At 39.8% G+C, this 26952-nt stretch carries 28 protein-coding genes and 1 pseudogene; 16 read left to right on the top strand and 13 right to left on the bottom strand.

The features are described from left to right. Positions 1-25 precede the first annotated feature (25 nt). Positions 26-787: an MBL fold metallo-hydrolase gene (locus tag BSI_RS05285; protein ID WP_003240521.1), complete on the bottom strand. Its 762-nt coding sequence runs from the start codon at positions 785-787 to the stop codon at positions 26-28. Positions 788-1027: 240 nt separating this feature from the next. Here BSI_RS05285 and BSI_RS05280 point away from each other — a divergent pair, with 240 nt between their 5' ends. Then, positions 1028-1438, top strand: a complete 411-nt coding sequence (locus tag BSI_RS05280; RefSeq protein WP_003240524.1) for an Lrp/AsnC family transcriptional regulator — start codon at positions 1028-1030, stop codon at positions 1436-1438. 143 nt (positions 1439-1581) lie between these two features. Here BSI_RS05280 and BSI_RS05275 read toward each other — a convergent pair whose 3' ends face one another. After that, positions 1582-2445: a DMT family transporter gene (locus tag BSI_RS05275; RefSeq protein ID WP_003240527.1), complete on the bottom strand. Its 864-nt coding sequence runs from the start codon at positions 2443-2445 to the stop codon at positions 1582-1584. A 154-nt stretch (positions 2446-2599) separates the two neighbouring features. On the opposite strand from BSI_RS05275, the gene pdxR reads away from it, so the two are divergent. Together pdxR and BSI_RS05265 are read left to right on the top strand one after the other, a co-directional pair. Continuing rightward, positions 2600-3991, top strand: coding sequence for a MocR-like pyridoxine biosynthesis transcription factor PdxR (pdxR, locus tag BSI_RS05270; RefSeq protein ID WP_032732234.1), 1392 nt, complete (start codon positions 2600-2602; stop codon positions 3989-3991). A 458-nt stretch (positions 3992-4449) separates the two neighbouring features. Beyond that, positions 4450-4875 (top strand): MaoC family dehydratase, encoded by a 426-nt coding sequence (locus BSI_RS05265; protein ID WP_003240530.1) that lies wholly within the window; start codon positions 4450-4452, stop codon positions 4873-4875. Between the two features lie 51 nt (positions 4876-4926). Here BSI_RS05265 and BSI_RS05260 read toward each other — a convergent pair whose 3' ends face one another. Continuing rightward, on the bottom strand, positions 4927-5499 hold the full coding sequence (locus tag BSI_RS05260) for an alpha/beta hydrolase (RefSeq protein WP_003240532.1): 573 nt from the start codon (positions 5497-5499) through the stop codon (positions 4927-4929). Positions 5500-5580: 81 nt separating this feature from the next. Beyond that, complete coding sequence (locus tag BSI_RS0121465; RefSeq protein WP_032732235.1) at positions 5581-5910, bottom strand: winged helix-turn-helix transcriptional regulator; 330 nt, start codon at positions 5908-5910, stop codon at positions 5581-5583. 373 nt (positions 5911-6283) lie between these two features. Between BSI_RS0121465 and BSI_RS05255 the strand changes: the two genes are divergently transcribed. Further along, a complete protein-coding gene (locus tag BSI_RS05255) occupies positions 6284-7156 on the top strand; it encodes a YitT family protein (RefSeq protein WP_003240536.1) in 873 nt (290 codons plus the stop codon). Positions 7157-7277: 121 nt separating this feature from the next. On the opposite strand, the pseudogene BSI_RS0121470 reads toward BSI_RS05255, so the two are convergent. Then, positions 7278-7443, bottom strand: a pseudogene (locus BSI_RS0121470) (winged helix-turn-helix transcriptional regulator); the annotation flags it as partial. A 347-nt stretch (positions 7444-7790) separates the two neighbouring features. Here BSI_RS0121470 and BSI_RS05250 point away from each other — a divergent pair. From BSI_RS05250 to BSI_RS05235, 4 genes are all read left to right on the top strand, one after another. Then, positions 7791-9443 (top strand): FAD-dependent oxidoreductase, encoded by a 1653-nt coding sequence (locus BSI_RS05250; protein ID WP_003240539.1) that lies wholly within the window; start codon positions 7791-7793, stop codon positions 9441-9443. A 54-nt stretch (positions 9444-9497) separates the two neighbouring features. After that, entirely contained in the window at positions 9498-9845 is a 348-nt protein-coding gene (aseR, locus tag BSI_RS05245) for a metal-responsive transcriptional regulator AseR (protein ID WP_003240541.1), read from the top strand. Between the two features lie 12 nt (positions 9846-9857). Further along, positions 9858-11156, top strand: a complete 1299-nt coding sequence (locus BSI_RS05240) for an arsenical efflux pump membrane protein ArsB (RefSeq protein ID WP_003240543.1) — start codon at positions 9858-9860, stop codon at positions 11154-11156. A 149-nt stretch (positions 11157-11305) separates the two neighbouring features. Next, positions 11306-12052 (top strand): MerR family transcriptional regulator, encoded by a 747-nt coding sequence (locus tag BSI_RS05235; protein WP_003240545.1) that lies wholly within the window; start codon positions 11306-11308, stop codon positions 12050-12052. 116 nt (positions 12053-12168) lie between these two features. Here BSI_RS05235 and BSI_RS05230 read toward each other — a convergent pair whose 3' ends face one another. Next, entirely contained in the window at positions 12169-13089 is a 921-nt protein-coding gene (locus tag BSI_RS05230) for a DMT family transporter (RefSeq protein ID WP_003240547.1), read from the bottom strand. 135 nt (positions 13090-13224) lie between these two features. Between BSI_RS05230 and BSI_RS05225 the strand changes: the two genes are divergently transcribed. Beyond that, positions 13225-14673, top strand: a complete 1449-nt coding sequence (locus BSI_RS05225) for an aminotransferase-like domain-containing protein (RefSeq protein ID WP_003240549.1) — start codon at positions 13225-13227, stop codon at positions 14671-14673. A 78-nt stretch (positions 14674-14751) separates the two neighbouring features. On the opposite strand, the gene BSI_RS05220 is transcribed toward BSI_RS05225, so the two are convergent. Beyond that, positions 14752-15369, bottom strand: coding sequence for a flavin reductase family protein (locus tag BSI_RS05220; RefSeq protein WP_003240551.1), 618 nt, complete (start codon positions 15367-15369; stop codon positions 14752-14754). Between the two features lie 89 nt (positions 15370-15458). Between BSI_RS05220 and BSI_RS05215 the strand changes: the two genes are divergently transcribed. Further along, a complete protein-coding gene (locus BSI_RS05215; protein WP_003240553.1) occupies positions 15459-16139 on the top strand; it encodes an ArsR/SmtB family transcription factor in 681 nt (226 codons plus the stop codon). Between the two features lie 86 nt (positions 16140-16225). Here the strand turns inward: BSI_RS05215 and BSI_RS05210 are convergent, their stop codons facing one another. The 3 genes from BSI_RS05210 to BSI_RS05200 all read right to left on the bottom strand — a co-directional run bounded on the left by BSI_RS05210 (position 16226) and on the right by BSI_RS05200 (position 17075). Continuing rightward, positions 16226-16663 (bottom strand): carboxymuconolactone decarboxylase family protein, encoded by a 438-nt coding sequence (locus tag BSI_RS05210; protein ID WP_003240554.1) that lies wholly within the window; start codon positions 16661-16663, stop codon positions 16226-16228. An 89-nt stretch (positions 16664-16752) separates the two neighbouring features. Then, positions 16753-16929 carry a hypothetical protein gene (locus tag BSI_RS22245; RefSeq protein WP_080030882.1) on the bottom strand — a complete coding sequence of 59 codons (177 nt, stop codon included), beginning with the start codon at positions 16927-16929 and terminating at the stop codon, positions 16753-16755. Then, entirely contained in the window at positions 16926-17075 is a 150-nt protein-coding gene (locus tag BSI_RS05200) for a hypothetical protein (RefSeq protein WP_003240557.1), read from the bottom strand. The genes BSI_RS22245 and BSI_RS05200 overlap by 4 nt, the downstream gene beginning before the upstream one ends. Before the next feature lie 271 nt (positions 17076-17346). Between BSI_RS05200 and ydfH the strand changes: the two genes are divergently transcribed. The 3 genes from ydfH (at position 17347) to BSI_RS05185 (ending at position 21500) form a co-directional block, all read left to right on the top strand. Further along, positions 17347-18570: a two-component system sensor histidine kinase YdfH gene (gene ydfH, locus BSI_RS05195; RefSeq protein WP_087947097.1), complete on the top strand. Its 1224-nt coding sequence runs from the start codon at positions 17347-17349 to the stop codon at positions 18568-18570. Further along, the gene (gene ydfI / locus BSI_RS05190; protein WP_032732236.1) at positions 18563-19204 is read left to right on the top strand and encodes a two-component system response regulator YdfI; all 642 of its coding nucleotides are present in this window, start codon (positions 18563-18565) and stop codon (positions 19202-19204) included. The genes ydfH and ydfI overlap by 8 nt, the downstream gene beginning before the upstream one ends. A 121-nt stretch (positions 19205-19325) precedes the next feature. After that, on the top strand, positions 19326-21500 hold the full coding sequence (locus BSI_RS05185) for an MMPL family transporter (RefSeq protein WP_003240563.1): 2175 nt from the start codon (positions 19326-19328) through the stop codon (positions 21498-21500). Positions 21501-21552: 52 nt separating this feature from the next. Here the strand turns inward: BSI_RS05185 and BSI_RS05180 are convergent, their stop codons facing one another. The 3 genes from BSI_RS05180 to mneP all read right to left on the bottom strand — a co-directional run bounded on the left by BSI_RS05180 (position 21553) and on the right by mneP (position 24195). After that, positions 21553-22242 carry a DUF554 domain-containing protein gene (locus BSI_RS05180; protein WP_003240565.1) on the bottom strand — a complete coding sequence of 230 codons (690 nt, stop codon included), beginning with the start codon at positions 22240-22242 and terminating at the stop codon, positions 21553-21555. 91 nt (positions 22243-22333) lie between these two features. Beyond that, positions 22334-23146, bottom strand: coding sequence for a MerR family transcriptional regulator (locus tag BSI_RS05175; protein ID WP_003240567.1), 813 nt, complete (start codon positions 23144-23146; stop codon positions 22334-22336). A gap of 155 nt (positions 23147-23301) precedes the next feature. Then, positions 23302-24195 carry a manganese transporter MneP gene (gene mneP / locus BSI_RS05170; protein WP_003240568.1) on the bottom strand — a complete coding sequence of 298 codons (894 nt, stop codon included), beginning with the start codon at positions 24193-24195 and terminating at the stop codon, positions 23302-23304. A gap of 501 nt (positions 24196-24696) precedes the next feature. On the opposite strand from mneP, the gene BSI_RS05165 reads away from it, so the two are divergent. The 3 genes from BSI_RS05165 to BSI_RS05155 all read left to right on the top strand — a co-directional run bounded on the left by BSI_RS05165 (position 24697) and on the right by BSI_RS05155 (position 26811). After that, entirely contained in the window at positions 24697-25317 is a 621-nt protein-coding gene (locus BSI_RS05165; RefSeq protein WP_003240570.1) for a nitroreductase family protein, read from the top strand. A gap of 27 nt (positions 25318-25344) precedes the next feature. Beyond that, a complete protein-coding gene (locus BSI_RS05160; RefSeq protein WP_003240575.1) occupies positions 25345-26283 on the top strand; it encodes a ring-cleaving dioxygenase in 939 nt (312 codons plus the stop codon). A 138-nt stretch (positions 26284-26421) separates the two neighbouring features. Then, the gene (locus tag BSI_RS05155; RefSeq protein ID WP_003240578.1) at positions 26422-26811 is read left to right on the top strand and encodes a DoxX family protein; all 390 of its coding nucleotides are present in this window, start codon (positions 26422-26424) and stop codon (positions 26809-26811) included. Positions 26812-26952: the final 141 nt, after the last annotated feature.

Raw genomic sequence — 26952 nt, forward strand, 5'->3', positions numbered from 1 at the left:
GCCCATTCTGTCCTTCAATAAACATTTATAATGAATATGATTCACCATCATCAGGCACTAAGACACGAGAGGAGATTCCTTTTTCATGAATAAAAGATTTTAATTCTTCTCTTGATAATCCCCAATGGTTGACAGCCTCCATGTGGCTCACGATGATTTTTGCTTTTGCAGCAGCCTTATACGTTTCATAGATATCTTCTTTACCCATGACGAGAGAACCGCCTTCAAAGAATTGATTATCTCCGCCGTTCACTACAATGATGTCCGGCTGATGTGTATCAATCTCTTCTTGAACCGCATCATACCAGACTGTATCTCCGGCGATATATAATGTTTTCTCACTTTGGTGTTTGAACACAACGCCGCATACAAGACCTGCAAGTTTTAGAATTTCTCCTCTTCCGTGTTCGCCTTTTGTTTTTATTAACTGAATGCCTTCAAAGACTGTATCTTTTGTTAAAACTTCGACGTTTTTGAAACCGGCATTTCGTATTTCTGTTGCATCTTCTTCATTTTGGGAGAACAGCTTGATATCTTTTGGCAATACCTTTTTAGCCGCCTCATCCCAATGGTCGAGGTGTAGATGGGTAACAATAACAGCATCAATATCGTTAATAATATGGTCTACAGAGGCTGGCAATTCAACTAAAGGGTTGTTTTGATCCTGTCTTGGCGCGTTTGGAAATGGCGGATAAGCACCCTTCTCAGCCAACATGGGATCTATTAAAAACGTTTTGCCTGCATATTTGACAACAAGTGTGGCATTACGGATTTGTTGAATGTTCATGTATAACACTCCTTTTTTTTAGATGTGTATAGTTTACGGGCAGCCGCTGAATAAATACATGGAACAAATCAAGTCTTTCTGTCGATTGACTTGATTTTTGAAAGTATGTAATTTATTTTGTATAAATTGTCATTAAGGCAGAATCAGGTTAATTAAATGAAACGAATGTTAAAGTAATGTGCAGGACTGCACCTTTTAGAGAGATGATGAACAGAAAGATTTTAGAAGGGATTTGATTTCATGTTGGATCACACAGACATGCAAATATTAGAGGAGTTATCTCAAAATAGCCGTATTACAATGAAAGAATTAGGTGAGAAAGTTCATTTAACAGGTCAAGCAGCAGCCTCAAGGGTAGCCAAATTAGAAGACAACGGTGTCATTGAGGGATATACAATTAAAGTGAACCAAGTGAAATTAGGGTGTTATATACATGCTTTGCTTAATATCTATACAAAAAGCACCCATCATCAGCCATACCTGTCATTTATCAAAACACAGGAGAAATATGTCATCAATAATTATAAAATCAGCGGGGATGGCTGTTATCTTCTTGAATGCAGATTTCCGTCTAATGAAGCGTTAGATCAATTTTTAGTGGAATTAAACAAGCATGTCAATTATAAATTATCGATTGTGATTAACAAGTAGAGGCTCTTTCTCTTTAATAGCTAAATAATCTGTGAGGTCTAAGTCCTCTCAGCCGCATCAAGATACCAAGGGATGCAGCCCTTGGTATTTATTATGCCTTCATTTATTTTTGAAGTTTACTCATCCAGCCTAAATCGTCTACCTTACTTTGCAAATCGCCGAGCAGCTGCCACGCACATGATAACGGCAATATTCACTGCAACGAGTGCCCAGCCCACTTTCTCGTGCAGAATTACTGAGGCAAGCAGCAGTCCAAAGAAGGGCTGAAGAAGCTGCAGCTGCCCAACCGCCGCAATTCCGCCTTGGGCGAGACCTCGATACCAGAACACGAAGCCGATCAGCATGCTGAATAAGGACACATAGGCAAGACTGAGCAGCGCAGGCACGCCGATGCCCGACCATGAGTCCGGTGTAAAAAAGAAGGACAAAGGCAGCATCAGAGGAAGCGACAGAACGAGTGCCCAAGAGATCACCTGCCAGTTCCCCAGACGCCGTGAAAGCCTAGCCCCTTCTGCATAACCAAGACCGCATACGACGATAGAAGCCAGCATGTACGCGTCGCCAAGCGGGGATGATCCTCCCCCCTGGATCAGGGCGAACCCTGCTACTAGTAAGCTGCCGGCAGCTGAGAAAATCCAGAAGACTGGACGGGGACGTTCCCCTCCGCGCAGGACGCCGAAGATCGCCGTCGCAAGCGGAAGAAGCCCAATGAAGACAATAGCATGTGCGGATGTGACATACTGAAGCGCTAAGGCTGTCAGCAACGGGAAACCGATCACCACGCCGAATGCTACCACCAATAGTGAAATGATGTCTCTTTTGGCAGGATGCTGCTGCCGGAAAATGAGAAGGAGACCCCCAGCCAATACACCAGCTATCGCAGCGCGGCATACGGTGAGGAACAATGGGTTGAAGTCCGTCACAGCTAAGCGGGTTGCAGGCAGCGAGCCGCTGAAAATGAGTACGCCTATAAAACCATTTATCCAGCCATTTGTTGTTTTGTTCATTGCAATCACTCCAAATATGGTTCTTTTTAATGATCTGGATTTTCTTAACAAAACCAGTATCTAAGGATTACAATGACTATAAACTGGAATTGGCCTTTTATAAACAGCCAGTTTTCATAAAAAAATGCATACCAGTTAGGAGAACAACGTGCAAATGGATATCACGCCTTTTTTGAATAGAAATCTGGATATTCCGCTTTATCAGCAGCTTTATCGGTATTTCAAAGAAAACATGCACCAGGGGCGTATTCAAAAAGGAATGAAGCTCCCTTCAAAAAGACTCCTGGCGAGTCAGCTTTCCATCAGTCAAACGACTGTAGAACGTGCCTATGAACAGCTTGCCGCTGAGGGCTATATCGTGAGTAAGCCAAGAAGCGGATGGTTTGCTGATTATCATGATTCTGATTTTGCCTATCGTAAAATGCCAAGCGCATCACTAATTAAAGAAAAAGCACAAGAAAATAAACAATGGATTGATTTTCACTATGGAAATGTAGATTCTTCTTACTTTCCTTTTTCCGCATGGCGAAAAAGCATGGTCAATAGTTTAGACCAATATGGCCACGAGCTTTATCGTCCGGGAAATGATTTAGGAGAGTTTGAGCTGAGAACACTCATTGCAGAGTACCTGTATCAATCACGCGGTGTTCATTGTATCCCTGAACAAGTCATCATAGGTGCCGGGAACCCGATTCTTCTGCAAATCTTGTGCCAAGTTTTTGAGCCGAATATTTCCATAGGATATGAGGATCCCGGTTATCCAAGAGCACGCAAGATTTTTGAAGCCAATCGCATGAATATTCTTCCTATACCAGTTGATGATGAAGGCATCTGCATACAGAAGATCAAAGAACAGCAGCCAAACCTTGTATACGTCACGCCTTCTCACCAATTTACGCTGGGAACCATTATGACGATTAACAGAAGAATTCAGCTGCTCAAATGGGCGGCTGAAAATCAATCATTTATTATAGAGGATGATTATGATGGGGAATTTAGGTACACAGGACAGCCGGTTCCTTCCTTGCAAGGGCTTGATCAGCATAACCGTGTCATTTATATGGGCACTTTTTCTAAGTCTCTTCTTCCCTCGCTGCGCATCAGCTATATGATTCTTCCTTCGCCTCTTTTAAAAAAAGGCCATGACATCACGTCATTATATAAGCAAACGGTGTCCTGCCACAGTCAGCTGACGCTAGCTGAATTTATAAAAAATGGAGAGTGGCAAAAACACATCAACAGAATGAGAAAGCTTTACCGTAAAAAAAGAGCCATTTTATTAGAGGCTGTGCAAAGTGAATTAGGAAAGCATGTCAGGATTCGCGGAGAAAACTCTGGACTTCGCATCTTACTTGACGTTTATTTGCCATTTAGCGAAAAAGAGTTAATTGAGAAGGCAAAGGAGCATGGCGTAAAAATTTATCCTGTTTCTCTTTCTTATAAAAACAATCCTCCTACAAAAACGGTCTCACTTGGATTTGCAGGGGTTTCTGAATTCAACATACGAGAAGGCATAAAAAAACTGAAAGCTGCTTGGAAGATATAAGAGGTCTTTCAGCTTCGTTTAGAAAATAAGATATTCGAAATGGTTAAGACGACTAGCTTTAATACGATAAAAACCAAATAGTTATTGTTTTACGTTTTAACAACTTAAACTCAGTAACGGTCGATAATTGCACCGTAAATATCTTTAGTATAACTAGGGAAGAGTTGTGTGAAGAGTGAAGTCAAGTTGAGATACCTTAGGAATCATTAGGGGATGATGGCATTAAAAATATCAACAGCAATGAATGACAATACTGAAGATATGAGTGCCTTCAGTCTCCAGCTCATAATAAGTCTTGGATGATTTTTTTATTGATACCCCTAAAACCATTTTTACAATACCAATTAGAACCTTCTGCATCATAGGCAATTGATGAAGCTGTAAATGCAATTTTTTATTTGCTGATGTCTCAGTGCTACAATAAACAAGTACACAAATGACAAAATAGAGGTGTAAGCATGAAGTTAGATGAGTTTACAATTGGTCAGGTATTCAAAACGAAATCTTTAAAATTAACAAAAGATGATATTATGCGGTTTGCTGGTGAATTTGACCCTCAATATATGCATTTAGATGAGGAAAAAGCGAATAAAGGCAGATTTAATGGAATTATCGCTTCTGGCATACAAACGCTGGCCATTTCTTTTAAACTTTGGATTGAAGAAGGTTTCTATGGAGACGATATTATTGCCGGAACAGAAATGAATCATATTACATTCATAAAACCCGTTTATCCAGATGATGAACTGCATACAATTGTTGAGGTTCTTGATAAGCAGCCAAAGAGAAACGAAATGGGAATACTCACTGTATTGTTATCTACTTTTAATCATAAAGAAGAAAAAGTATTTGAAGGTGAGTTATCGGTATTGATTAAGCAATAACGCAGAAAGCCCGCTTTTCTAAAGCGGGCTTATTTAAATACTAAGAAAGTTTTAGCGGGTTTCTTTTGAAAAATAGGAGTTTAAAATATCATGAACAATAGGTAAAGAAGTAAATCCCTCATTTTCTAAAAAATGACCCCCGTGTTGGACTTCATAAAACGCAGCGTCAATTTGTTGTGCCAGATCCTTGCTCCATGCAAATGGCACAATTTGATCGTCCTTAGAAGCAATGACAGCACGGTGCTTTGCGGACCTGATGATTTTTTGATCATCAAATGATCCCTCTGTAAATTCATCTAACATCTTTAAATTGGACAATGATTTGGCAAAGCCGGAAACAAGAATGATTCCGCCAAGCTGTTCGCGCAATTGAGTACGTTCCAAAAACCTCAAAATGGCAGGGCACCCTAAGCTGTGTGCAACCAAATACGTATTCTCATGTAAAGAATGTTGATACAAAAAGAGTGTATCCAGCCAATCTTCAAGTCTTGGCTCAAGCGGATTAGGCATGTCTAAAACTTCTGCTTGAATCCCGTCTGCGAGCAGGCGTTTTTTTAGCCATGGAAACCAATGGTTTGCTGAGGAGGCTCTGTAGCCATGAATGATGTAGACTTGTTTTGTCATTTTTTTCTCCTAATAATATTTTTATTTAGTATAAAATTCCTCTCATTGGGAGACAAGTACGCACTTTTTTGTAAGTGGTTTTTATGCATGAGGTGCGCCTTGTGTTATTCCCCACTTGCACATCTCATCTATGAGGGGGTACAAAGACAGCCCTCTGTCTGATAACGAATACTCTACTTTGAGGGGGATTTGAGAAACCTCTGTCCGATGAATAAGGCCGTCGGTTTGTAATTCCTTGAGCTGTGCGCTTAACATTTTATGGGTGATTAAGGGCATAGCCCGTTTCAGCTCTCCGTATCTCATCGTTTTTTCACATCCTAACTCATAGAGAATTCTCATTTTCCATTTGCCCCCTATAAGAGATAAGGTGTATTCAAATGGGGCTTGTTTGCTGCGGCATAAGCTATTCAATGTAATCAAACCTCCTCTTTTAAAAGTATAATATCAGAATGAATCAGGATTTTCGGTGTTCTGATCTGGGCGTACATGTTTGATCTCGTTTGTATGAAGGTTACCGAGGAATGTAAGTTCCTTTGTATTTGTGCTTTAAAAGGATTGCTAGATCTCATCTGCATCAGGTACATGTTGAATGTTCTAAGTCATAAAGGGTTACCTTATCTTTAAGATTTGATATTCTTCGGTTTGTATATGGGATAAAATGGTATAAGGAGCAATCCTCTTACAAAAATTCCTGATTAACCTTTTTTAAAAGCATGTTTTTAGCTGAAAAAATCTATTATGGTATAGTTAAATATAACGAAATATTTAAGAAATGAGGAATGGTATGGATACAATCAAAAAACGTAAGAAATTTAAGGCGAAAATGATTCTGCAAGTCATCATGGTTATAATCGGAGGAATTATAGCGGCATATGGACTAGAAACAGTGCTTATTCCAAACAGTGTATCTGATGGAGGGGTGACTGGTCTTAGCATCGTTGGTTCACAGCTATTCAATTTGCCGCTGGGAATTTTGATTGCTGTTATTAACATTCCGTTTGTGTGGTTAGGATATAAGCAAATTGGGAAAAACTTTGCATTATTATCAATTATCGGAATCGTATCACTTGCCGCGGGTACAAGTTTTTTCCACCATACCCCGGCTATCATAGAGGGAGATACCTTGTTAATTACCGTTGTCGGCGGGATTATCCTTGGTTTCGGAATGGGCTTGGCGTTGCGTAATGGCGGCGCGTTAGATGGAATTGATATGCTTGCTGTGCTGCTATCGCGAAAACTGCCATTTGGAACGAGCGATCTCATTCTATTCTTAAACTTATTTGTGTTTATTTTTGTTTCCACAGTATTTGGTTTGCAAGGGGCGTTGCTTTCAGTCATTGCTTACTACATTGCATCCAAAGTCATTCATGTGGTTGAGGAAGGTTTAAGCGGTTCTAAAACCTTTCAAATTATTACCGCCGAACCTGAATTAATGGTAGAGACCATACGTGATCAATTAGGCCGAAGCGCCACATATAAAGACGCTTACGGGGGATTTTCCCACGAGAAGTTTAAAGAAATCACATGTGTCATCAACCGCTTAGAAGAAACCAAACTAAAGGAAATTATTAATGATATTGATAAAACCGCCTTTGTTACCGTATATGACGTAGCTGAAGTGAAGGGCAGCAATTTTAGAAAACTTAATCATCATTAGAAAAAAATGACCTTTCACCATCATCTATTGGACATGTAATCATCAGTCGTATCATAGAAATACCAAGGGTTTTGCGCCCTTGGTATTTTTTGCATTTTACTGATTTAAAGCAATTTAAATCTTATCTTCTGCTTGTTGTTTCAATTTTATTGATTCTGTCTCTATACTTTTCTCCCCAGTCATTCATATGCAGGATAACACGTTCTAACGTTCTGCCAAACTCAGTTAGAGTATTCCACTTTTGGAGGGACCTGTTTATAAACCTCGCGGTGAATCACGCCATCCCGCGCACCTAGAGGGTAAGATCTTTAGTGCGGGCAAAAACAGCAGAGAAACAAATTTAAATGGCATTCTTTAACTCGAATTTATAAGGAGCAGCTTTTGACTTTGGATAAAGGTATATAAAGTGAGACTTCTCATAATGGGACTTGACACTAAGAAAATAAATTTCATTTGATGTTTCGAATATAAGTGATTGATTATATAAATAAAAACTTATATAATCGCGGTGTAACAAAATCTAATGATTTTGGCGCTTTGGGGCGTGACTCAGATTTTGTTTTCGGAGTTTATTTTGTCATCGCAATTTATGTGTTTGAAATACTTGAAATCACTCATAATGGAGGATTATTCAATGAAGATGATTATAGTTGGTTCAGTTGCAGCTGGTACGTCTGTTGCGGCAAAAGCACGAAGAAATAATGAAAACATCGATATTACAGTTTATAATGCAGATTATGATATTTCATATTCAATTTGCGGTATTCCATACTTTTTAGGCGGGGAAGTAGAAAATCTGAGTTCCCTGACTCCAAGAAGTGCTGCATGGTTTAAAGATCGATATCATGTTGACATCTTCACCCGCCACGAAGTGACTCAAATCAATATTGAACAAAAGAACGTTGTGGTGAAGGATCTTGAAACGGGAATTGAAAAGATTGATTCATACGATTCGTTAGTTCTCGCTACAGGCGCATCGCCAATCACTCCAGATATCCCTGGTGTTGATAGAGAGCATGTCTTTCAAGTAAGGACGATACAGAATACTGCTCAAATTGATCAGTATTTGACAAAAGAAAATCCTAAAAGAGCAACGATTATTGGAGCGGGCTATATAGGACTGGAGTTAGCTGAACAGCTTACCCGCAAAGGGTTGGACGTAACCTTGATTCAACGCAGTCACCAAGTTATGCCACACCTTGATAAGGATATGGCGTTTAGAGTTGAAGAAGAACTTCGAAGAAATGGAGTGCACTTGTTATTAAATGAAGAAGCCACATCTATAGAGGAAAAATCAGTTCATACAAGATCAGGGCAGTGCATTGAATCAGATATTGTGATTGTAGCTGCCGGTGTCCGGCCTAATACGAAAATTGCAGCAGACGCTGGTGTTGCCCTTGGTTCAACCGGTGCGATTGCAGTGAATTCAAAAATGCAAACGAACGTAAAGGATGTCTATGCAGTGGGTGATGTTGCAGAAAGTTATTCCTTGATTACAGGTGATCCGGTTTATCGCCCGTTGGGATCTACTGCAAATAAGATGGGACGGATTGCAGGGGATGTACTTACCGGCGGGGATCTGGAGCATCGCGGCATCCTTGGAACAGGTATCCTGAGAGTGTTTGCCTTAACTGTAGGGCAAACCGGGCTAAGCGAAAAAGAGGCAAGAGAGCATGGGTATGACGTTGAAGTTCTATATAATCTCAAACCTGCGAGAGCTGACTATTTAGGCGGCAAAGAATTGGTGATAAAGGCTGTAGCAGATAAATCCACGGGGCGTATTCTCGGTGTCCAAATTGTTGGGGAAGAAGGCGTAGATAAGCGTATCGATGTGTTTGCAACAGCTATTACGTTTAAAGCGAAAGCAGAGGACTTATTCCATTTAGATTTGGCATATGCTCCGCCATTCAGCACCACCAAAGATCCAGTTATGTATACGGGAATGGCTCTTGATAATGCAATCAAAAACAAAAATCGTTTAATCACGCCAAATGAATTATTGAAAAGGATGGATAATGGAGAACGTTTGCAAATTATCGACACAAGGGCTGAAAAACAGTATCGCGTCTCACACGTGCCTGATGCATTGAATATTCCTTTGTCAGAACTTCGGGAACGTGCAAACAAACTAGATCCTGATCTCACCACAATCACTTATTGCAATAGCGGGGTAACAGGAAATGCAGCCCAAAACATTTTGATCAATATGGGAATAAAAGACGTTTACAATCTTTCCGGAGGAAACAAAAACTTTCAAACATATATCAAGCTAAAGGGTAATGTATAATCAATTAGCCTATATAATGATTTAATTATATATTGATTTAAAGGAGGGACTCATATGACTGTTGATTCAAAAATAGGAGTTGCTGCGATGACCCGCTGTTTAAAAACACTAAGTGATCAAACAAGGCTTATGATGATGAAAATATTTCTTGAAAAAGAATATTGTGTCTGTCAATTGGTTGATATGTTCGAAATGAGTCAGCCTGCTATCAGCCAGCATTTGCGAAAATTAAAAAACGCGGGATTTGTGAACGAGGACAGAAGAGGGCAATGGCGTTATTATTCAATAAATAAATCATGTCCCGAGTTTGATACACTGCAATTACTCTTACATCAAATCGATCAGGAGGACGAATTGTTAAAGCACATTAAACAAAAGGAAACTCAAGCGTCTTGCCAGTAAGGAGGTATTAGATTGACTTCAGTCATTTTGGCGTTATTCATCTTTTTATTAACTTTAGTATTAGTCATATGGCAGCCGAGAAACTTGTCTATAGGATGGTCAGCCTGTGGAGGAGCTGTTTTGGCTCTAATAGCCGGGGTTGTGAATTTTCATGATGTGTTAACTGTGACAGGGATTGTTTGGAATGCGACATTGGCTTTTGTAGCAATCATTATTATATCGTTAATCCTTGATAACATCGGTTTCTTTGAATGGGCAGCTCTACATATGGCAAAGGCTGCAAAAGGAAACGGTGTGCGCATGTTCATTTATGTATCTATATTAGGGGCTATAGTCGCCGCATTATTTGCAAATGACGGTGCAGCTCTTATATTGACACCGATTGTATTAGCGATGGTCAGAGCTTTAAACTTCAATGAAAAATTGGTTTTTCCTTTTATCATTGCCAGCGGGTTTATTGCAGATACGACCTCGCTTCCATTAGTAGTGAGCAATTTGGTCAACATCGTTTCAGCAGACTATTTTCATATCACGTTTATTGATTATGCATCCAGAATGATTGTCCCGAACTTGTTCTCGTTACTGGCAAGTATCATTGTACTTTACCTTTTCTTCAGAAAAAGCATACCAAAACGTTATGATCTGACTGAGGTAAAAAAACCTGTTGAAGCCATAAAAGATCAGAACATGTTCAAGCTATCATGGTATATCTTGGGGTTGTTGTTAGTTGGATACTTTGCAAGTGAATTCTTATCTATCCCTGTATCAGTGGTAGCGGGTATCATTGCAATCTTTTTCTTAATTGCTGCACAAAAGAGTCCAGCCGTTCATACAAAAAAAGTGCTGAAAGAAGCGCCGTGGGCTATTGTGTTCTTTTCAATTGGCATGTACGTTGTTGTGTACGGTGTCCGTAATGCTGGATTGACAGATGTCCTTTCAGATGTGATTCAAACCATGGCTGATCAAGGAGTGTTTGCAGGTACGATTGGAATGGGCTTTATTGCGGCGATTCTTTCTTCCGTTATGAATAACTTGCCGACTGTCATGATTGATGCACTGGCTATTGCCGGCACAGATACACATGGGATGATGAGAGAAGCGCTCATATATGCAAATGTCATCGGTTCAGATTTAGGACCTAAAATAACACCGATTGGTTCCTTGGCGACACTATTATGGCTCCATGTCCTTTCACAAAAAGGTGTGAAGATTTCCTGGGGCACGTATTTTAAAACAGGAATCATTCTAACAATCCCAACACTATTTATTACACTTGTCGGCCTGTACATTTGGCTGATGATTATTCATTAACCGGAAAATCGTAATGAAAAAGAACCTATAAAAGGTTCTTTTTTTCATTACATGGCTTGTTGTTTTTAGTCATAAAAGGTGAAATGAATGTGTTGACTCTTACCTTCGAGGATAACTTAGTATAAAGAACACGGAAAGGAGGAATTGAAGTGTATACCGTTCGTGAAGTTGCAAAGTTAGCTCACACAACAGTGAAGACGTTACATTACTATCACAAATTAGGCCTTTTGATTCCGGAGCAAACGACGGAAGCAGGCTACCGTTTATACGGAAAAAAGGATATCGAACGATTACAGCAAATCCTTTTTTACAAAGAACTGGATTTTCCTCTCAAAGAAATTCAACAATTATTAGATGGAGAAACTGATAGAGAAAATATGCTGATCCAGCAAAAATATTTATTAGAACAAAAAATCGAACGATTTAAAGGACTGGTCAAGACAATCAATTCCTCTATCAAAAGTGCCAAAGAAGGAGTCGAATTAGATATGGAAACAATGTTTAAAGGTTTTGAATCTGAAGAAGAATGGGAAGAAGCCTTAAAAGACCAAAATGAACATTTGAAAAAAGAGTATGATTTTGATTTATCCAATCAAACAATTGATGTAGAAGCAATGAACGGTTCTGCCATAGAAGCGCAGTTATTTAATGAAGATATGGTTCGATTCTTGCAAGAAGGCTTCTCGGCAAACGATCCAAACGTTTTGGATCGAGTAAAAGAACACTTGGCCTTTTTGAGAAAAAAGGGGCATCCATCAACACCGCAAGACTTTCTAAATCAGACAGAATTTTTCATCGCTGATGAGTTTCATAGAAATATGCTTGAGCAATTGCAAACAGGTTACGCTTATTTCCTGAATAAAGCAGCAGCTGCTTATTTGGCAAATATAAAATAGCATTCAATCATAAGCCATTTATTGCCCAGTTTCAAAAAGAGGTTATAAATGAAAATATGTTTTTACCAGGTAACGATAAAGGAGATACCAAACGATGTTTGGTATCTTTTTTTGCTTTAGAGTTTGTTACCCCTTTTAGAAGAAAAATGGGGGATTAAAATCTGATTCATTTTATTTCCTTTTAGGTAGGTGAAACACACTCCGCCGATTGTCACCGCCCCGCCTAGCAGGGAGAAGAATACGGGTATTTCACCTATCCACACCCAAGAAATGATCAAGGCCAAAGCCGGTGTTACATAAAGTGAAAGGGTTGCTTCAGAAGCACCGACGAGTGAAGTGACATATGCAAGTGCAAAGTATGGCACAACTGTTGGCAATAAACCTAAATAAACAATAGACAATGTTGCGTTCATGGATGCGTTTATCATCTCTCCGCCTAAGCCTGGCAAAAAAACAAGCATAGGTACTGTTCCGCCCCAAATTGTAAATGTTACGAATGGAATAAAACCATATTTTTTTATGTAACGGGGTTGAAAAACGAAGTAAATGCTTTCTGAAAAAGCTGCCAGCAGAATGACCACAATACCTTTCAATGAATATGTATAGTCTCCTGTCCCAAATGCAATTAATGACACACCGAATAAACTGATGATAGAGCCTATCCATTTAGTAAATCCAAAATGCTCCCTAAAAAACAGGCAGGATAACATAGCAGAAAAGATCGGTGCCGTGGTGACGAGTAAGCTTGCAACTCCGGCACTCACTGTTTTTTCACCGATATTCAGCAAGCTGTGATAGAGTGCAAAACCTAAAAATCCCAAAAAGAAAATGGCAGGAATGTCCTTCATGTCAGGTAAGCGCTTCTGTGTAAAAACCGCAAAAAGCAACAATGCCAGAGAGCCGACTAATAAACGAAATAAAGCAAGATGTTCTGGTGTGTAATCTTCCAGGCCTGCGCGAATCCCAGGAAAAGCTGATGCCCACAAACCGATCATCAGACTGTTAGATATGATCATTTGAACTGTTTTCTTTCGCATATTTCTCCCTCCTCTTTACAAAAACCAACCAGTTATTTAATGTGTTTCTATACTAATAAAGATTTGGTGATATGGCTTCAACCAGTTAAACGGATTTTAACCCAACCAATTTAGTTTGAAGGGAGACTGCTTATCATGAGCTTTCCAGAAGAAAAAAAGATGAAAAAACTTCCTAAGTACATACAAATCATTCATTTTATAAAGGAGAAAATAGGAAATGGAGAGTGGCCGATTGGAAGCAAGATTCCAAGCCAGCGCACGCTTGCAAAAGACTTTCAGGTAAATCGAAGCACAGTGATTACAGCCTTAGAGGAATTAATGGCAGACGGGTTAATAGAAGGCAGAATGGGGAAGGGCACAGTTGTTATCAACAATACATGGACACTACTGGCTAAGAATTCTGCTCCTAATTGGGATCAATATGTAACCTCTGGAATCCAGCAGCCTAGCCAAAAAATCGTTCAAGAGATAAACCAATCGGAATCAAATACGGATCTAATACAGCTCAGCAAAGGCGAACTTTCAACTGAGATTTTTCCTTTGGCTGCTATGAAAGAGATGATGGGCAAGGTATCTCAAAACATGGAAGCATTCGGATATGAGGAACCAAAAGGTTATTTCCCATTGAGAGAGGCATTAAGCAACTATTTAAGAACTATTGGAATTAATGCCTCACCTTCTTCCGTTCTGATTGTTTCTGGAGCGTTGCAAGCCTTACAGCTGATATCAATGGGCCTTTTGCAAAGAGGATCAACCGTTTATCTTGATCAGCCATCCTACCTTTATTCATTACACGTGTTTCAATCTGCCGGTATGAAACTGACTGGCCTTCCTATGGATCGAGACGGGCTTTTGCCGGAAAATATTCATATGCCTAGAGGGGCACGGGGAAGGGCTATATTATATACAAATCCATGTTTTCATAATCCGACCGGTATTTTAATGTCCAAAAAGCGACGAGAAGAAATCTTAGCAGCAAGTGAGAATACACAGCTTCCCATTATTGAAGATGACATTTATCGTGAGTTATGGATCGATGAAGTTCCGCCATATCCTATCAAAACAATAGATAAAAGTGGACATGTGCTATACATAGGCAGTTTATCGAAAACGTTAAGTCCTGGCTTGAGGATCGGATGGATCGTCGGTCCGGAACCTGTGATCGAACGTTTATCCGACATTAAAATGCAAACAGATTACGGATCCAGTTCGTTATCCCAGAGAGTAGCGGCAGAGTGGTTTACATCCGGCCAATACCAGCGGCATGTAGAAATCGTTAGACAGCAATTAAAGGTGAGAAGGGAATTGGTCTTGAGTGCTTTAGAGACCCATTTGAAGAATGTTGCAACATGGAATGTTCCTAAGGGAGGATTCTTTGTCTGGATAAAAATATTGCCTACTATATCAATGAAATTACTTTATACGAAAGCCTTATCAAAAGGGATTCTTCTTAATCTCGGCAGTATCTATGCTCAGGAGAAGGGGAATTATGTACGCTTATCATATGCTTATGCATCCCTTCAAGACCTTCAAAAAGGGATTTATGAATTGGGTTTGATGATAAAAGAATTAGCAAGTAAGTAACTCTATATCCTTAAATGGATGTTCACTAAAAAAGAGACCAAGCCTGATGATGGCTTGGTTTTGAAAAGGTAAAAAAGGTCATGTTTCTGAACGAAAGGTCTTTCCTATTTCTCTTCCTAAACCAAAATAATGTCTAAAATTATAGATAAGTGGACTCCATTTAGAAGGGTTTATATGGTTTTCGTTCAATATGATCCTTTCCTCGGCGTGAAAATGTAATGCTTGTGTCTCTACAATCGCAAATGATGGTTCATATTCTGGGATCCGAATATGTTTGACTACGACTTCAATGTGGATAGGGCATTCTTTAATTCGTGTTGGTGCTACCGTCTTTGATTTCAAAGGTGTTAAACCCGCTGCCTCATATTTTTCTTTTTTATATGTAAACCCGAGCTGTTTCTTCAAAGGCGGCACATTCTTTTTTCCGCTATAAGACGAAATTCTTTCAACGTGTTCCCATAAATCCGGGCCAGGCAAATTTATGACACATTCTTTGATTCTTTCCAAATTTTCAATGGCTTTTCCTCCCAGGCCTACTCCAAGCACAATATAGTTTCCAAGAGCCCAAGAAGAAGACATAGGACTAATATTAGTGGTGCCATCCTCATTCAATGTGGAAAGAAGAAATGTTGAGGACCCATAATACATGATTTTTGGTTTGATTTCTTTAAAATGAGTGTCTTGTTCAATGTCCAACTTTTATTCCTCCTTGTCATCATTACATACATATTGTAAAGGTTTAACATTTCAACTATCATCGAAATATGAATGTAAGGAGGAAAATCATGAATCCTAATATTGCAAAAATCTCTTCGTTGCTATCTGATCCCTCTCGTTCTTCCATTCTTCTCAGCCTAATGGATGGAAGGATACACCCTGCGGGAGAGCTTGCATATCTCGCTAACATTAAACCTCAAACCGCAAGTTTTCACCTGAATAAATTGCTTGAAGCAAAGCTGATTAGCGTAGAGAAGCATGGAAGACATCGGTATTATAGGTTGTCTAACTCAGAGGCTGCCAGCGTGATCGAACAGTTGCTTAGCATTGCACCTAAAGAAAAAGTCACGTCTTTAAAAGATTCAAAAGAGAAAAGTGACTTGCATTTTGCCCGTACCTGTTATGATCATCTGGCAGGTTATGTGGGCGTGCAAATCACAAATTCACTAGTTGAGCAGGGGATGTTAAGAAAAGTCGATTTAAACTTTGAGGTGACGTCAGAGGGCTCTTTGTTCTTTTCGAATTTTGGCATCAACGAAGAGCAGCAGCGAAATAAGAGGAGGGCATTTGCCCGCTGCTGTTTAGATTGGAGTGAGCGGCAGCATCATCTTGCAGGAGCGTTAGGAAATGCCCTATTGGTACGCATGTTAGAAGAAAAATGGATCGTTCGTATGCCGAAAACGAGAGCGATTAAGATTACACAAAGCGGGAAAACCGCATTTGAGAAGTACTTGAAAATGTATATTTAGGGTTTGAGTATTGGAGGAGAGGCATTTACTCAGAAATAATAAAGAAGGAGTGGGATTCGTTAACATCTTACTCCTTCTTTTTATGTTTAAGTTGCTTTATTCCCCATTGCAATAGAGATGCGATTCCAACTGTTTATCTGATTGATGATGAGAACAAGGTCAACATATTGTTTTTCATCATAATGCTCCCGCACTCGATGGTACAGCTCATCAGGAACCCTTTTAGATGGAATGAGGGTGATGTGCTCAGACAGTTCGAGAGCCGCTTTCTCTTCAGGTGAATAAAAATCACATTCATTCCAAGCGCTTAAACAGTAAATTCGCTGTTCAGTTTCGCCCATTTTGCGGGCATCGGAAGTATGCATATCTAAGCAAAAAGCACAGCCGTTGATTTGAGAAACTCTGATTTTGATCAGTTCTCTCGTGGTTCGGTTAATTGAGGATTGTTTCGTATATTTCTCCATATCCATCATCATCTTCATACCTTCAGGTGCAACATCATAGTAGGACACTCTTTGACTCATAAGGCAAGACTCCTTTCCTTAAGATACTTAGATTGTATCCCGGTATTGATCATTTTACCAATGTGCAGTTTGTATGGCATTATATTTCACTATCTTTTGGCAAGAAGCTGCTTTGAATAAAAATAGGGATACCCCAAAATGATGAGTGGAGCTGCTAATGCAAGCAGGATCCATGAGCCTGAGTGACTGTCTCTAATGACGCCAATGAATATACAAGTACCGATAAGAAAATATAATAAAGCACCTAAAAACCAATACATGTTCATTCCTCTTTTTCTTTACACGTGATCTTTGATTGAGTATTTTTGTCTTTCTCATTGCTTAATCGATCAGGGCACTGATTTTTTAACACTTTTTCAGTTCGGATGCCTTTTCTTTTTAATGATAAAATTGTGAGATCAATCGATTTCATGATGATCATTCCTTCAATGAATAGTGGGTTCCTTTTATTTTAAATGTAAATTTGGAAAGATAAAACGTACATAAAGGCAGAACGATTATGTACGTTTGGGCAATGATTACATGTTGCGAACCTCTAATGGTTCAATGCACCTTGGTATTGTTGTGTTCCTTCTCTTCCTATAAAATGATTGGATAAAAGTATGAGTTGCACGTTCAAATAAATGGTGTGCCGCTTTCATAAGGAACGGTTCAGTTAAACTGTTAAAGGAAGTGGATGAGGTTTGTTTAGAAGGAATCCTTTCAAAGAAAAATACTACTCACATGATAGGCGCGCATTAAATATGCTTGCACTCAGAGTTCCAGGACTAGCTTTTATTCTCATGATCTACATAGCCTCTATCGTGCTGCAATTTATTACTGGGAGCTGGTCCATTTTATTGCTTCATGTGTTTACAATATTGACAGCTATTTTTGCTTTGCTGCATTGGCACTCATATCGCTGGGTGAAGAAAAGGGTCATTCTCTATTTTGTACTGCAAGGTTTGATCACTTTTTCACTTGCTAATCTCATGACTGGCTTCTTAGTGCTGATCATCATTGGCCTTTATGCATTTTTGATTGGACAGATTATAGGAATGGCAGACAGAAGAAAGACTTTCCTCATTCTTTATTTATTGCTTCTGCTGTCAATCAATGTTCCATATCAGATTCACAAAGGTGAATATTTGCATTTTCTTGTCATTGCCGTACCTATTATGATCGTGATTATCACTTATGCCGCTACATTTTTTGCCCAAGTCGATGAAAAAATAAAAGCGCAGCTGACTCTTGAAAGGCTGGAGCTTGCCCATCAGCAGGTAGAACAGCTGACACTGCAAAACGAGAGACAGCGTATGGCCCGGGACTTACACGATACGCTTGCTCAAGGTCTGGTTAGTTTAAATATGCAGCTGGACGCTATTCATGTTCATCTCGCCAAAGACAACACAGAGAGAGCAAAAGAAATCGTTCAGCAATCTATGAATAGAGTGAAAAGCACATTAGCTGATGCACGTTCAGCGATTGACGATCTGCGCAGCAAATCTGAAGAAATCGGTTTTTTAAAAGAAAGAATTACCTCATTAATGGATCATTTTCAGGAGTCAACAGGCACGGCTTGTTTTTTAGACTACAGGTTACATCAGGTGCCAGATGTTCGTACAGCTGAAAACTGCTATTACATCATTGGAGAATGCATAACGAATGCAGCAAAGCATGCTGAAGCAGAAACGATCTGGGTAGCCATTTGGGATGATGAAAAAGGGAGACTGCATTTAACTGTCAAGGACAATGGCAAAGGATTTAATGTTGAAAAGGGAAAGAAAAAGAGAGGACATTATGGGCTTCTTGGTATACAAGAACGCGTCAGAGCAATGAATGGCCAATTCAATATAAAGAGTACAAAATCTATAGGAACACACATCGAGATTAACGTACCAATTCAGGGAGAGATGCATGATGAATAAGGTTTTAATCGTTGATGACCATCTTGTCGTGAGGGAAGGTCTGAAGCTTTTAATTGAAACGAATGATCACTACACCATCATAGGAGAGGCGGAAAATGGCAAAGCAGCAGTCCGCCTTGCAGATGAATTAAAACCGGATATCATTCTCATGGATTTGTATATGCCTGAGATGAGCGGATTAGAAGCCATAAAACAAATAAAAGAAAAACACGACATCCCCATCATTATTTTGACTACGTATAATGAAGATCACTTAATGATCGAAGGAATTGAATTAGGAGCGAAAGGATATCTGCTGAAGGATACGAGTTCAGAAACCCTATTTCATACAATGGATGCAGCGCTAGGAGGAAATGTGCTGCTGCAGCCTGATATTTTAAAACGTCTGCAAGAAATCCAATTGGAGCGGATGAAGAAGCAGAGCAGTGATACGCAGCTGACAGAAAAGGAAGTCATTGTTCTAAAAGCAATTGCGAAAGGTCTTAAAAGCAAAGCGATCGCCTTTGATTTGGGCGTCTCTGAGCGAACCGTAAAGTCTAGATTAACGTCCATTTACAATAAATTAGGCGCGAATTCAAGAACTGAAGCAGTGACGATTGCCATGCAAAGAGGCATTCTGACATTAGATGAATAACATCATATATTTGAAATTTGCCCAAACGTACATGCCCGAATGTACGTTTTTTTTATTTCATTGTCAACTACAATGAGAAAGCAAAGAATGTGATCAAGCAATGTACTGAAAGGAGATTATCATGTCAAGAATGTTATATAAATTAGGAGGATGGGTTGCTCGCCATCGCATAAAAGTAATATGTGCGTGGATCGTTGTGTTAGTTGCTTCGATAGCGCTTGCCATCACGTTAAAACCAAGTTTTTCTGAGGATATGTCCATACCTGACACACCTTCGGAAAAAGCGCTGGATGTCATTCATAAAGAATTTCCTCACGGTCCTGATAAAGGGAGCATACGGGTTATTTTCGGTGCTGAAGATGGAGAGAAGCTTACTGCAAAGTCAGCGAAAAAAGCAATCGAAAATACGTTCAAGGAAATCAATAAAGATGATTCCGTTGACTCGATTGCGAGTCCTTTTGTTACAGGAACAATCGCGAAAGACGGCACAGTTGCCTATGCTGATATCAAGTATAAATCTTCAGCAGATGATATCAAAGATGACTCTATCAAACACTTAAAAGACAGTTTGAAAATAGCTGATGATGAGGGATTACAGACGGAACTTAGCGGAGATGTGCCAGGAGCCGAGATGGAGATAGGCGGAGTATCTGAAATTGTCGGCATTATCTTGGCTTTTGTCGTGTTAGCCATTACTTTCGGCTCTTTATTGATAGCAGGTTTGCCGATTTTAACAGCACTAATTGGTTTAGGTGTAAGTATTGGACTGGTGTTGATTGGGACACAAGTATTCGATATTGCGTCCGTCAGCCTTTCATTAGCCGGAATGATTGGCCTTGCGGTTGGTATTGATTATGCTTTATTTATTTTTACGAAACACCGCCAGTTTTTAGGTGAAGGTATACAAAAAAATGAATCGATTGCGAGAGCCGCGGGAACAGCAGGAAGTGCAGTCGTTTTTGCCGGACTTACTGTTATCGTCGCACTTTGCGGATTGACTGTCGTTAACATTCCGTTTATGTCTGCAATGGGGCTGACAGCAGGGCTTAGTGTATTGTTAGCTGTTCTCGCTTCAATCACGCTTGTGCCTGCCGTCTTATCAATAACAGGAAAACGGATGATTCCGAAACCAAACAAGAAAAAAGAAAAACAAAGCTCTGAAACAAATGTCTGGGGACGCTTTGTCACAAAAAATCCTATCATGCTAAGTGTATGCAGCATTCTCATTTTGCTCGTCATTAGTATCCCATCTATGCATTTGGAGCTGGGCTTGCCTGATGCAGGAATGAAAGCGAAGGATAATCCTGATCGCCAGGCTTATGACTTGCTTGCCGATGGTTTTGGAGAAGGATTTAATGGCCAATTAACACTTGTAGCGGATGCCACAAGTGTGACAGGAAATAAGGCGGAAGCATTTGCAGATGCAGTGAAAGAAATAAAGGAACTAGACCATGTAGCGAGTGTTACTCCTGCAATGCCTAATAAAGAAGGGAACTTTGCCATCATTACGGTAGTTCCTACAACAGGTCCAAATGATGTAGCAACGAAGGATTTGGTAAAGGATGTACGCAGCTTATCAGATAAAAACGGGGTAGATTTGCTCGTTACTGGATCAACTGCAGTGAATATTGATATTTCTGATCGCCTGAATGATGCGATACCGGTATTTGCTGTACTCATTGTCGGTTTTGCGTTTGTGCTGCTGACGATCGTTTTTCGTTCGCTGCTGGTGCCGCTTGTTGCGGTTGCAGGTTTCATATTGACGATGACAGCCACTCTCGGAATCTGTGTATTTGTCTTACAAGACGGGAACCTCATCGACTTTTTTAAAATCCCTGAAAAAGGGCCGATACTCGCGTTCCTGCCGATTTTATCTATTGGGATTCTGTTTGGATTAGCGATGGATTATCAAGTGTTCCTTGTAAGCAGAATGCGTGAAGAATATGTGAAAACAAAAAATCCAGTACAAGCGATTCAAGCTGGATTAAAACACAGCGGGCCTGTTGTCACTGCTGCCGGTCTTATCATGATATTCGTGTTTGCAGGATTTATCTTTGCTGGTGAAGCTTCTATTAAAGCCAACGGATTGGCTCTTTCCTTTGGTGTGCTCTTTGATGCATTTATTGTAAGAATGACACTGATTCCAAGTGTGATGAAGCTGATGGGGAATGCAGCCTGGTATTTGCCAAAATGGCTAGACAAGATCATTCCCAATGTGGATATAGAAGGGCATCAACTCACAAAGGAGATACAGCCGGAAATAGATCATGAACAAAAGAAACAAATCAGTGTGTAGTAGAAAAAGCAGATCTTTCATGATCTGCTTTTTTGTTTAATATTTAAAATAATTAAAAATGCAATCCAAATGCCTGAATCACGAAAATGACAACAGGCGGTATCAACAGGGAAGGCAGCAGATTCAGCGTTTTACATTTCTTGATTCCCAGAATGCTTAACCCTGAGCTGAGGATAAGTATGCCTCCTACAATTGTGATTTCGTTTATAAGGTCTGTATTGATTGCGCTCTCCATTACTTTAGCAAATAAATAGATGGAGCCCTGCCAGGCAAATAACACAATGGCAGCCGCTGCTATTCCAAATCCAAAAGTCGAAGCGAGCACAATGGAGGTAATCCCATCTAACATACCGTTTGTCAGGAGGTACGTATAATTTTCATTCAGCGCGGCTTCAACAGGGCCCAATATTGACAGCGAACCTATACAAAATAATAAGATCGCAGTTGATAAACCTTCCGCTAAATTGCTTTTAGAGAATTTGTTCACCAGCTTGTTGAATCGCAACTCCAGATCGATGCTCTGGCCAATCAATCCTCCAAGGGCTAAACTCACGATAAAAAGAATGGGGTATTTACTATCAGGCAAATGCTGTGTAATGGCATTGATCCCTAACGCCATTGCAGCGAATCCCATTGCCTGCATCAGAATATCCTGGTATTCATCTTTAATGCCTTTTTTGAATATCCCTCCGATGATACTTCCTGCAATGATCATAACTGTGTTAAAAATAGTTCCAAACATAAGCTTTCTCCTCCAATAATGATTCCTGCATAAAAAATAAACCCTCTAGTTAGTAGAGAGTCAAGGGATATTGACAGCATATTCTTGGGGTTTACTTGATGGGCAGCAGGATTTCAGTCGCATAATTGTCTAGATTATTCGTAATCCCATAATCAATGAGTGTGATTTCGATTGAGTCCCCCGCTACCTCATAATGATGTTCTTTCATATATGCCAGTAACTTTTTGTAATAGGGTTCGGCTTCTGGATGTGACCCTTTAAACCTAATTTGCAGATATTCTCTTGAAGGAAAAATGATTTCTGATGAAGTGTTTTCATTTTCATCTTCAAGAATCATGAATATGCTGGAATATTTGTCGAACTGATTTGCTTTTACATTTGCTGCTGAAATGGATAAACCTATCTTGCCTATAAATATATCCTCGTTCACATTCAGATGAGTTCTCAATGCTGCCAATGAATGTTCGATATCATGGCCGAGAATATACTCATGCTGTAAATAAGCCACACGTAATGCGGGAAGTTTGATTTTTGAAATGAGATGTAATGGCGTGTTGACGGCATCTTCTATTTGGATGATCCGGCGGGAGATCTTTTTTTCAATGCGTTCCAATTCTTTCTTTTTGCGATCAATTTCAGTTTGCTGGCTTTTCAGTAAATGAATCAGAGTGTTTGTATTTTGGGAATTGTAAAAATCAAGAAGTTTATTGATGGGCAGGCCTAAAGCTCTCAAATACTTGATGGTGTCCAGCCGCTCAAACTGTTGGGTAGAATAATATCTATAGTTTGTTTGCTCGTCTTTATATTCCGGTTTCAAAAGACCGATTTCATCATAATACCTAAGCGCAGAGATTTTCACATTGAATAACTTTGAAACTTCTCCAATCGAAAAAAATTCCTTCATTCTAACAACCTTTCTGTACATTTGTTTGATTTATTCTTTACATACATCCACATTATATATGATGAAGGAGCCCTAAAGGTAATCGGGGTTAGAGGCTGAGGGTAGAAGGCGGATAATGCAGTGAAAAAAGCCCCTTTTTTTTGAAAGGAGCTTTTCTATTCTTCAAAATAAGGATTCACATGGATAAGCACTTCTTCAACATCTGAAAACTGTCTTTTGATTTCATTTCGGATTTCTCGGGCAATATCGTGTCCCTGCTTAATCGTCAAATCATAATCCAAAGATAAACGGACATCAAGCAATTTATAGTGGCCATGTTCTCTCGCGCGAATTTTATCGAGCCGTTTTACTTGAGGACAATGCAAAATAACAGCTTTATATTCCTCTATCAGCTCGGGATCAACACTTTTCTCCATGAGAACATCAACAGACGGCCTGATTAATTCCATTGAAATCTTAAAAATGAGGTAAGCCACGATGGCGCTTGCAATTGCATCGGCGTACAACAGAAAGGACCATCCGCGGGTGTTTCCGATAATCGCCAATAGGACGCCGATAAAAGCGGCGAGAGAGGCAACGATATCGCCTTTATGATCGTATGCAATCGCTATAATTGCTTTGCTGTTCCATTTTTCCCCCTGCTTTATGGAATAACGATATAAGATCTGCTTAGCCACGTACGAAATCAGAGCTGCAAACAATGCGCTGTATTGTGGAACGCTTGGCCCTTCAACAAAGGACAGAATCGCTTCTATTAGGATATAAACGGATACGATCACTAAGATAATTCCGACAATCGCCTCACTTATGACCTCAGCTTTTCCATGCCCGAAAGGATGGTCTTGATCAGGCGGTTTATTGGAAATGCCGATGACTGCCAGGACAGCAATCGAAGCAACGACATCCGCTGCAGAATGGATTCCGTCTGCAAAAACAGCTTCACTATCGCCTATCAGCCCACAAAAGACCTTTCCTGCCATTAAGATCAGATTGGCTATCAATGCAATCAAAGCTACCTTTTTGCTTATTTGTTCTCTTTCACTTGCCATTTTTTCCTCCTATAAAACTGCACAAAAAAATAGGAGTGCTTTTTGTTCGCTCTCCGTATCCTTTCTTGTGTAATCACTTTGCTTATCATACCAATTGAATTTCGAGTGGGTCTATAGCAACGTTGTTTCCTGTTTGCTAATAAATAAGGTGACAGAAAAAAAGTTGGAGCCAGGCTAAAGATCACACAGCAAACAAAGGGGTTCTTATGAAACAAGTAGTGACTATCCACAAACATAAATTCAGCTTAAGTGAAAAATTTCCACCTGATTTTTTAAAAACTGTTGACATGAGAACATTCGTATTTTATTATTATCTCATATTCAAGATATTTTAATTCAAGATATTTAGTTTGGATTTCAGAATAAAAACATGCAGGATTTAAAAAAGCGTGTTGCTGAATAATGTAGAGCAATCTCAATCATTGTCATTCTTTTGCATCATATGCAATCGATTTTTTATAAAATAATATCTCGAATTCGAGATAAAAGGGGTGTTCATAAATGGCTGAATTTTCACAGTTAGTTAATGAAAGAAGATCTGCAAGCAACTTCCTTCCAGATCATCCAATCACGAAAGATGAACTCAATGAGATGTTTGAATTGGTTGCATTGGCTCCATCGGCTTTTAATTTACAGCATACCAAATATGTGACGGTACTTGACCCGGATGTAAAAGAAAAGCTGAAGCAGGCCGCAAACGGACAATATAAGGTATTGAGCTCATCGGCAGTTCTTTTGGTATTAGGGGATAAGCAGGCATATCAGCAAGCGGCTGACATTTATGAAGGATTAAAGATGTTGGGGATATTAAATAAACAAGAGTATGATCACATGGTTCAAGACACAGTTTCGTTTTATGAAAACAGAGGAGAGCCATTTAAGAGAGACGAGGCGATAAGGAATGCTTCACTTTCTGCGATGATGTTTATGCTGAGCGCTAAGGAAAAAGGCTGGGACACCTGCCCTATGATCGGCTTTGATGATGAAGCCGTGAAACAGATTTTGAATATAGATGACCAATTTGAGATTGTCATGATGATTACAATTGGGAAAGAAAAAACAGAGAGCAGAATGCCGCGCGGCTACCGGAAGCCTGTGAATGAGTTTGTTGAATATATGTAAATTGAACGTTTAAAGGAGCGGGTAAAAATGGCTAAAAATACGATGGGAATACATCATATTACAGCAATTGTCGGTCACCCTCAAGAAAACACAGATTTCTACGCAGGAGTGCTGGGGCTTCGATTGGTCAAGCAAACGGTCAATTTTGATGACCCGGGTACGTATCATCTTTATTTTGGGAATGAAGGCGGAAAGCCTGGAACAATTATCACCTTCTTTCCGTGGGCAGGGGCTCGCAAAGGCATCATTGGAGACGGTCAAGTAGGCGTGACCTCTTATGTCGTGCCGAAGGGGGCCATGGCATTTTGGGAAAAGAGACTTGAAAAGTTCAGCGTTCCATACACAAAAATCGAGCGTTTTGGAGAACAGTATATAGAATTTGATGATCCGCATGGCCTACATTTAGAAATCGTGGAAAGAGAAGAAGGAGAAGCCAATACTTGGACTTTCGGAGATGTAACACCTGAGGTTGCCATTAAAGGTTTTGGGGGTGCAACTTTGTTATCAGCACAGCCTGAAAAAACAGGTGAACTGCTAGAAAACATTATGGGGCTGGAACGAGTCGGCAAGGAAGGAGACTTCGTTCGTTATCGCTCTGCCGGTGATATCGGAAATGTGATTGACCTTAAATTAACGCCTATTGGCCGCGGGCAAATGGGAGTCGGCACGGTGCATCACATTGCTTGGAGAGCTAGCGATGACCAAGATCAATTAGAATGGCAAAGATATATTGCTTCTCACGGATATGGTGTGACTCCTGTTCGGGATAGAAACTACTTTAATGCGATTTACTTCAGAGAGCATGGGGAAATCCTGTTTGAAATTGCAACGGATCCACCGGGATTTGCCCATGATGAATCACAAGAAACAATGGGTGGAAAATTGATGCTGCCTGTGCAGTATGAACCGCATCGAACACAAATTGAACAAGGGCTGCTGCCGTTTGAAGTGAGAGAGTTAGATTGATTTTAAATAATGCTGACGCATGAAGAAAATAAAGAGGTATATATTCAACAGATGATTGCTAAGACGGTACTGGCGGCAAAGAATCAGACTGGTGCCTTTCAGCATATCATGTTACATCAAAAATAAGGAGAGATAAAAATGGAAGATGCAGGACTGTTGCTTATTCGTATTATGATTGGTGTGGTGTTTCTGTTTTATGGATCACAAAAGTTATTCGGCTGGTTTGGCGGATACGGGATTAAAGGAACCGGACAATGGTTCGAGTCAATTGGGGTTAAACCAGGTAACGTCGCGGCCGCTTTATCAGGTCTTGGGGAATTAGTAAGCGGAATTCTATTTATTTTAGGTGTATTTCTCCCGCTTGGAGCTGCTATTATAACGATCATTATGTTAGGTGCCATCGTAAAAGTCCATGGAGCGAAAGGATTTGCAAATGGCGCCGGCGGTTTTGAATATAACGCAGTGCTGATTGCAGTCTCCATTGGGGTTGCACTCATCGGTTCAGGGGCTTACGCTTTGCATTTTTAATATACAATTATTTAAGAACAGTTACTGCTCGCCAGTAACTGTTCTTTTGTTTTGAGATTTTTGAGCATAACTTGCGGGTACTCTGCAAAGCAAAAAAGCGGATATTATAAATATAAATGTGTATAGTGAATGATACGCGTA

Source organism: Bacillus inaquosorum KCTC 13429 (assembly GCF_000332645.1).
GTDB lineage: Bacteria > Bacillota > Bacilli > Bacillales > Bacillaceae > Bacillus > Bacillus inaquosorum.

Coding starts and splice junctions, on each gene's coding strand:
- BSI_RS05280 (WP_003240524.1), top strand. CDS start 1,028: ATGTTGGATCACACAGACATGCAAATATTAGAGGAGTTATCTCAAAAT.
- BSI_RS05275 (WP_003240527.1), bottom strand. CDS start 2,445: ATGAACAAAACAACAAATGGCTGGATAAATGGTTTTATAGGCGTACTC.
- mneP (WP_003240568.1), bottom strand. CDS start 24,195: ATGGCAAGTGAAAGAGAACAAATAAGCAAAAAGGTAGCTTTGATTGCA.
- BSI_RS05285 (WP_003240521.1), bottom strand. CDS start 787: ATGAACATTCAACAAATCCGTAATGCCACACTTGTTGTCAAATATGCA.
- BSI_RS05260 (WP_003240532.1), bottom strand. CDS start 5,499: ATGACAAAACAAGTCTACATCATTCATGGCTACAGAGCCTCCTCAGCA.
- pdxR (WP_032732234.1), top strand. CDS start 2,600: ATGGATATCACGCCTTTTTTGAATAGAAATCTGGATATTCCGCTTTAT.
- BSI_RS05265 (WP_003240530.1), top strand. CDS start 4,450: ATGAAGTTAGATGAGTTTACAATTGGTCAGGTATTCAAAACGAAATCT.
- BSI_RS05155 (WP_003240578.1), top strand. CDS start 26,422: ATGGAAGATGCAGGACTGTTGCTTATTCGTATTATGATTGGTGTGGTG.
- aseR (WP_003240541.1), top strand. CDS start 9,498: ATGACTGTTGATTCAAAAATAGGAGTTGCTGCGATGACCCGCTGTTTA.
- BSI_RS22245 (WP_080030882.1), bottom strand. CDS start 16,929: ATGAACATGTATTGGTTTTTAGGTGCTTTATTATATTTTCTTATCGGT.
- BSI_RS05185 (WP_003240563.1), top strand. CDS start 19,326: ATGTCAAGAATGTTATATAAATTAGGAGGATGGGTTGCTCGCCATCGC.
- BSI_RS05165 (WP_003240570.1), top strand. CDS start 24,697: ATGGCTGAATTTTCACAGTTAGTTAATGAAAGAAGATCTGCAAGCAAC.
- BSI_RS05225 (WP_003240549.1), top strand. CDS start 13,225: ATGAGCTTTCCAGAAGAAAAAAAGATGAAAAAACTTCCTAAGTACATA.
- BSI_RS05200 (WP_003240557.1), bottom strand. CDS start 17,075: ATGAAATCGATTGATCTCACAATTTTATCATTAAAAAGAAAAGGCATC.
- BSI_RS05210 (WP_003240554.1), bottom strand. CDS start 16,663: ATGAGTCAAAGAGTGTCCTACTATGATGTTGCACCTGAAGGTATGAAG.
- BSI_RS05230 (WP_003240547.1), bottom strand. CDS start 13,089: ATGCGAAAGAAAACAGTTCAAATGATCATATCTAACAGTCTGATGATC.
- BSI_RS05160 (WP_003240575.1), top strand. CDS start 25,345: ATGGCTAAAAATACGATGGGAATACATCATATTACAGCAATTGTCGGT.
- BSI_RS05250 (WP_003240539.1), top strand. CDS start 7,791: ATGAAGATGATTATAGTTGGTTCAGTTGCAGCTGGTACGTCTGTTGCG.
- ydfI (WP_032732236.1), top strand. CDS start 18,563: ATGAATAAGGTTTTAATCGTTGATGACCATCTTGTCGTGAGGGAAGGT.
- BSI_RS05180 (WP_003240565.1), bottom strand. CDS start 22,242: ATGTTTGGAACTATTTTTAACACAGTTATGATCATTGCAGGAAGTATC.
- BSI_RS05255 (WP_003240536.1), top strand. CDS start 6,284: ATGGATACAATCAAAAAACGTAAGAAATTTAAGGCGAAAATGATTCTG.
- BSI_RS05175 (WP_003240567.1), bottom strand. CDS start 23,146: ATGAAGGAATTTTTTTCGATTGGAGAAGTTTCAAAGTTATTCAATGTG.
- BSI_RS05215 (WP_003240553.1), top strand. CDS start 15,459: ATGAATCCTAATATTGCAAAAATCTCTTCGTTGCTATCTGATCCCTCT.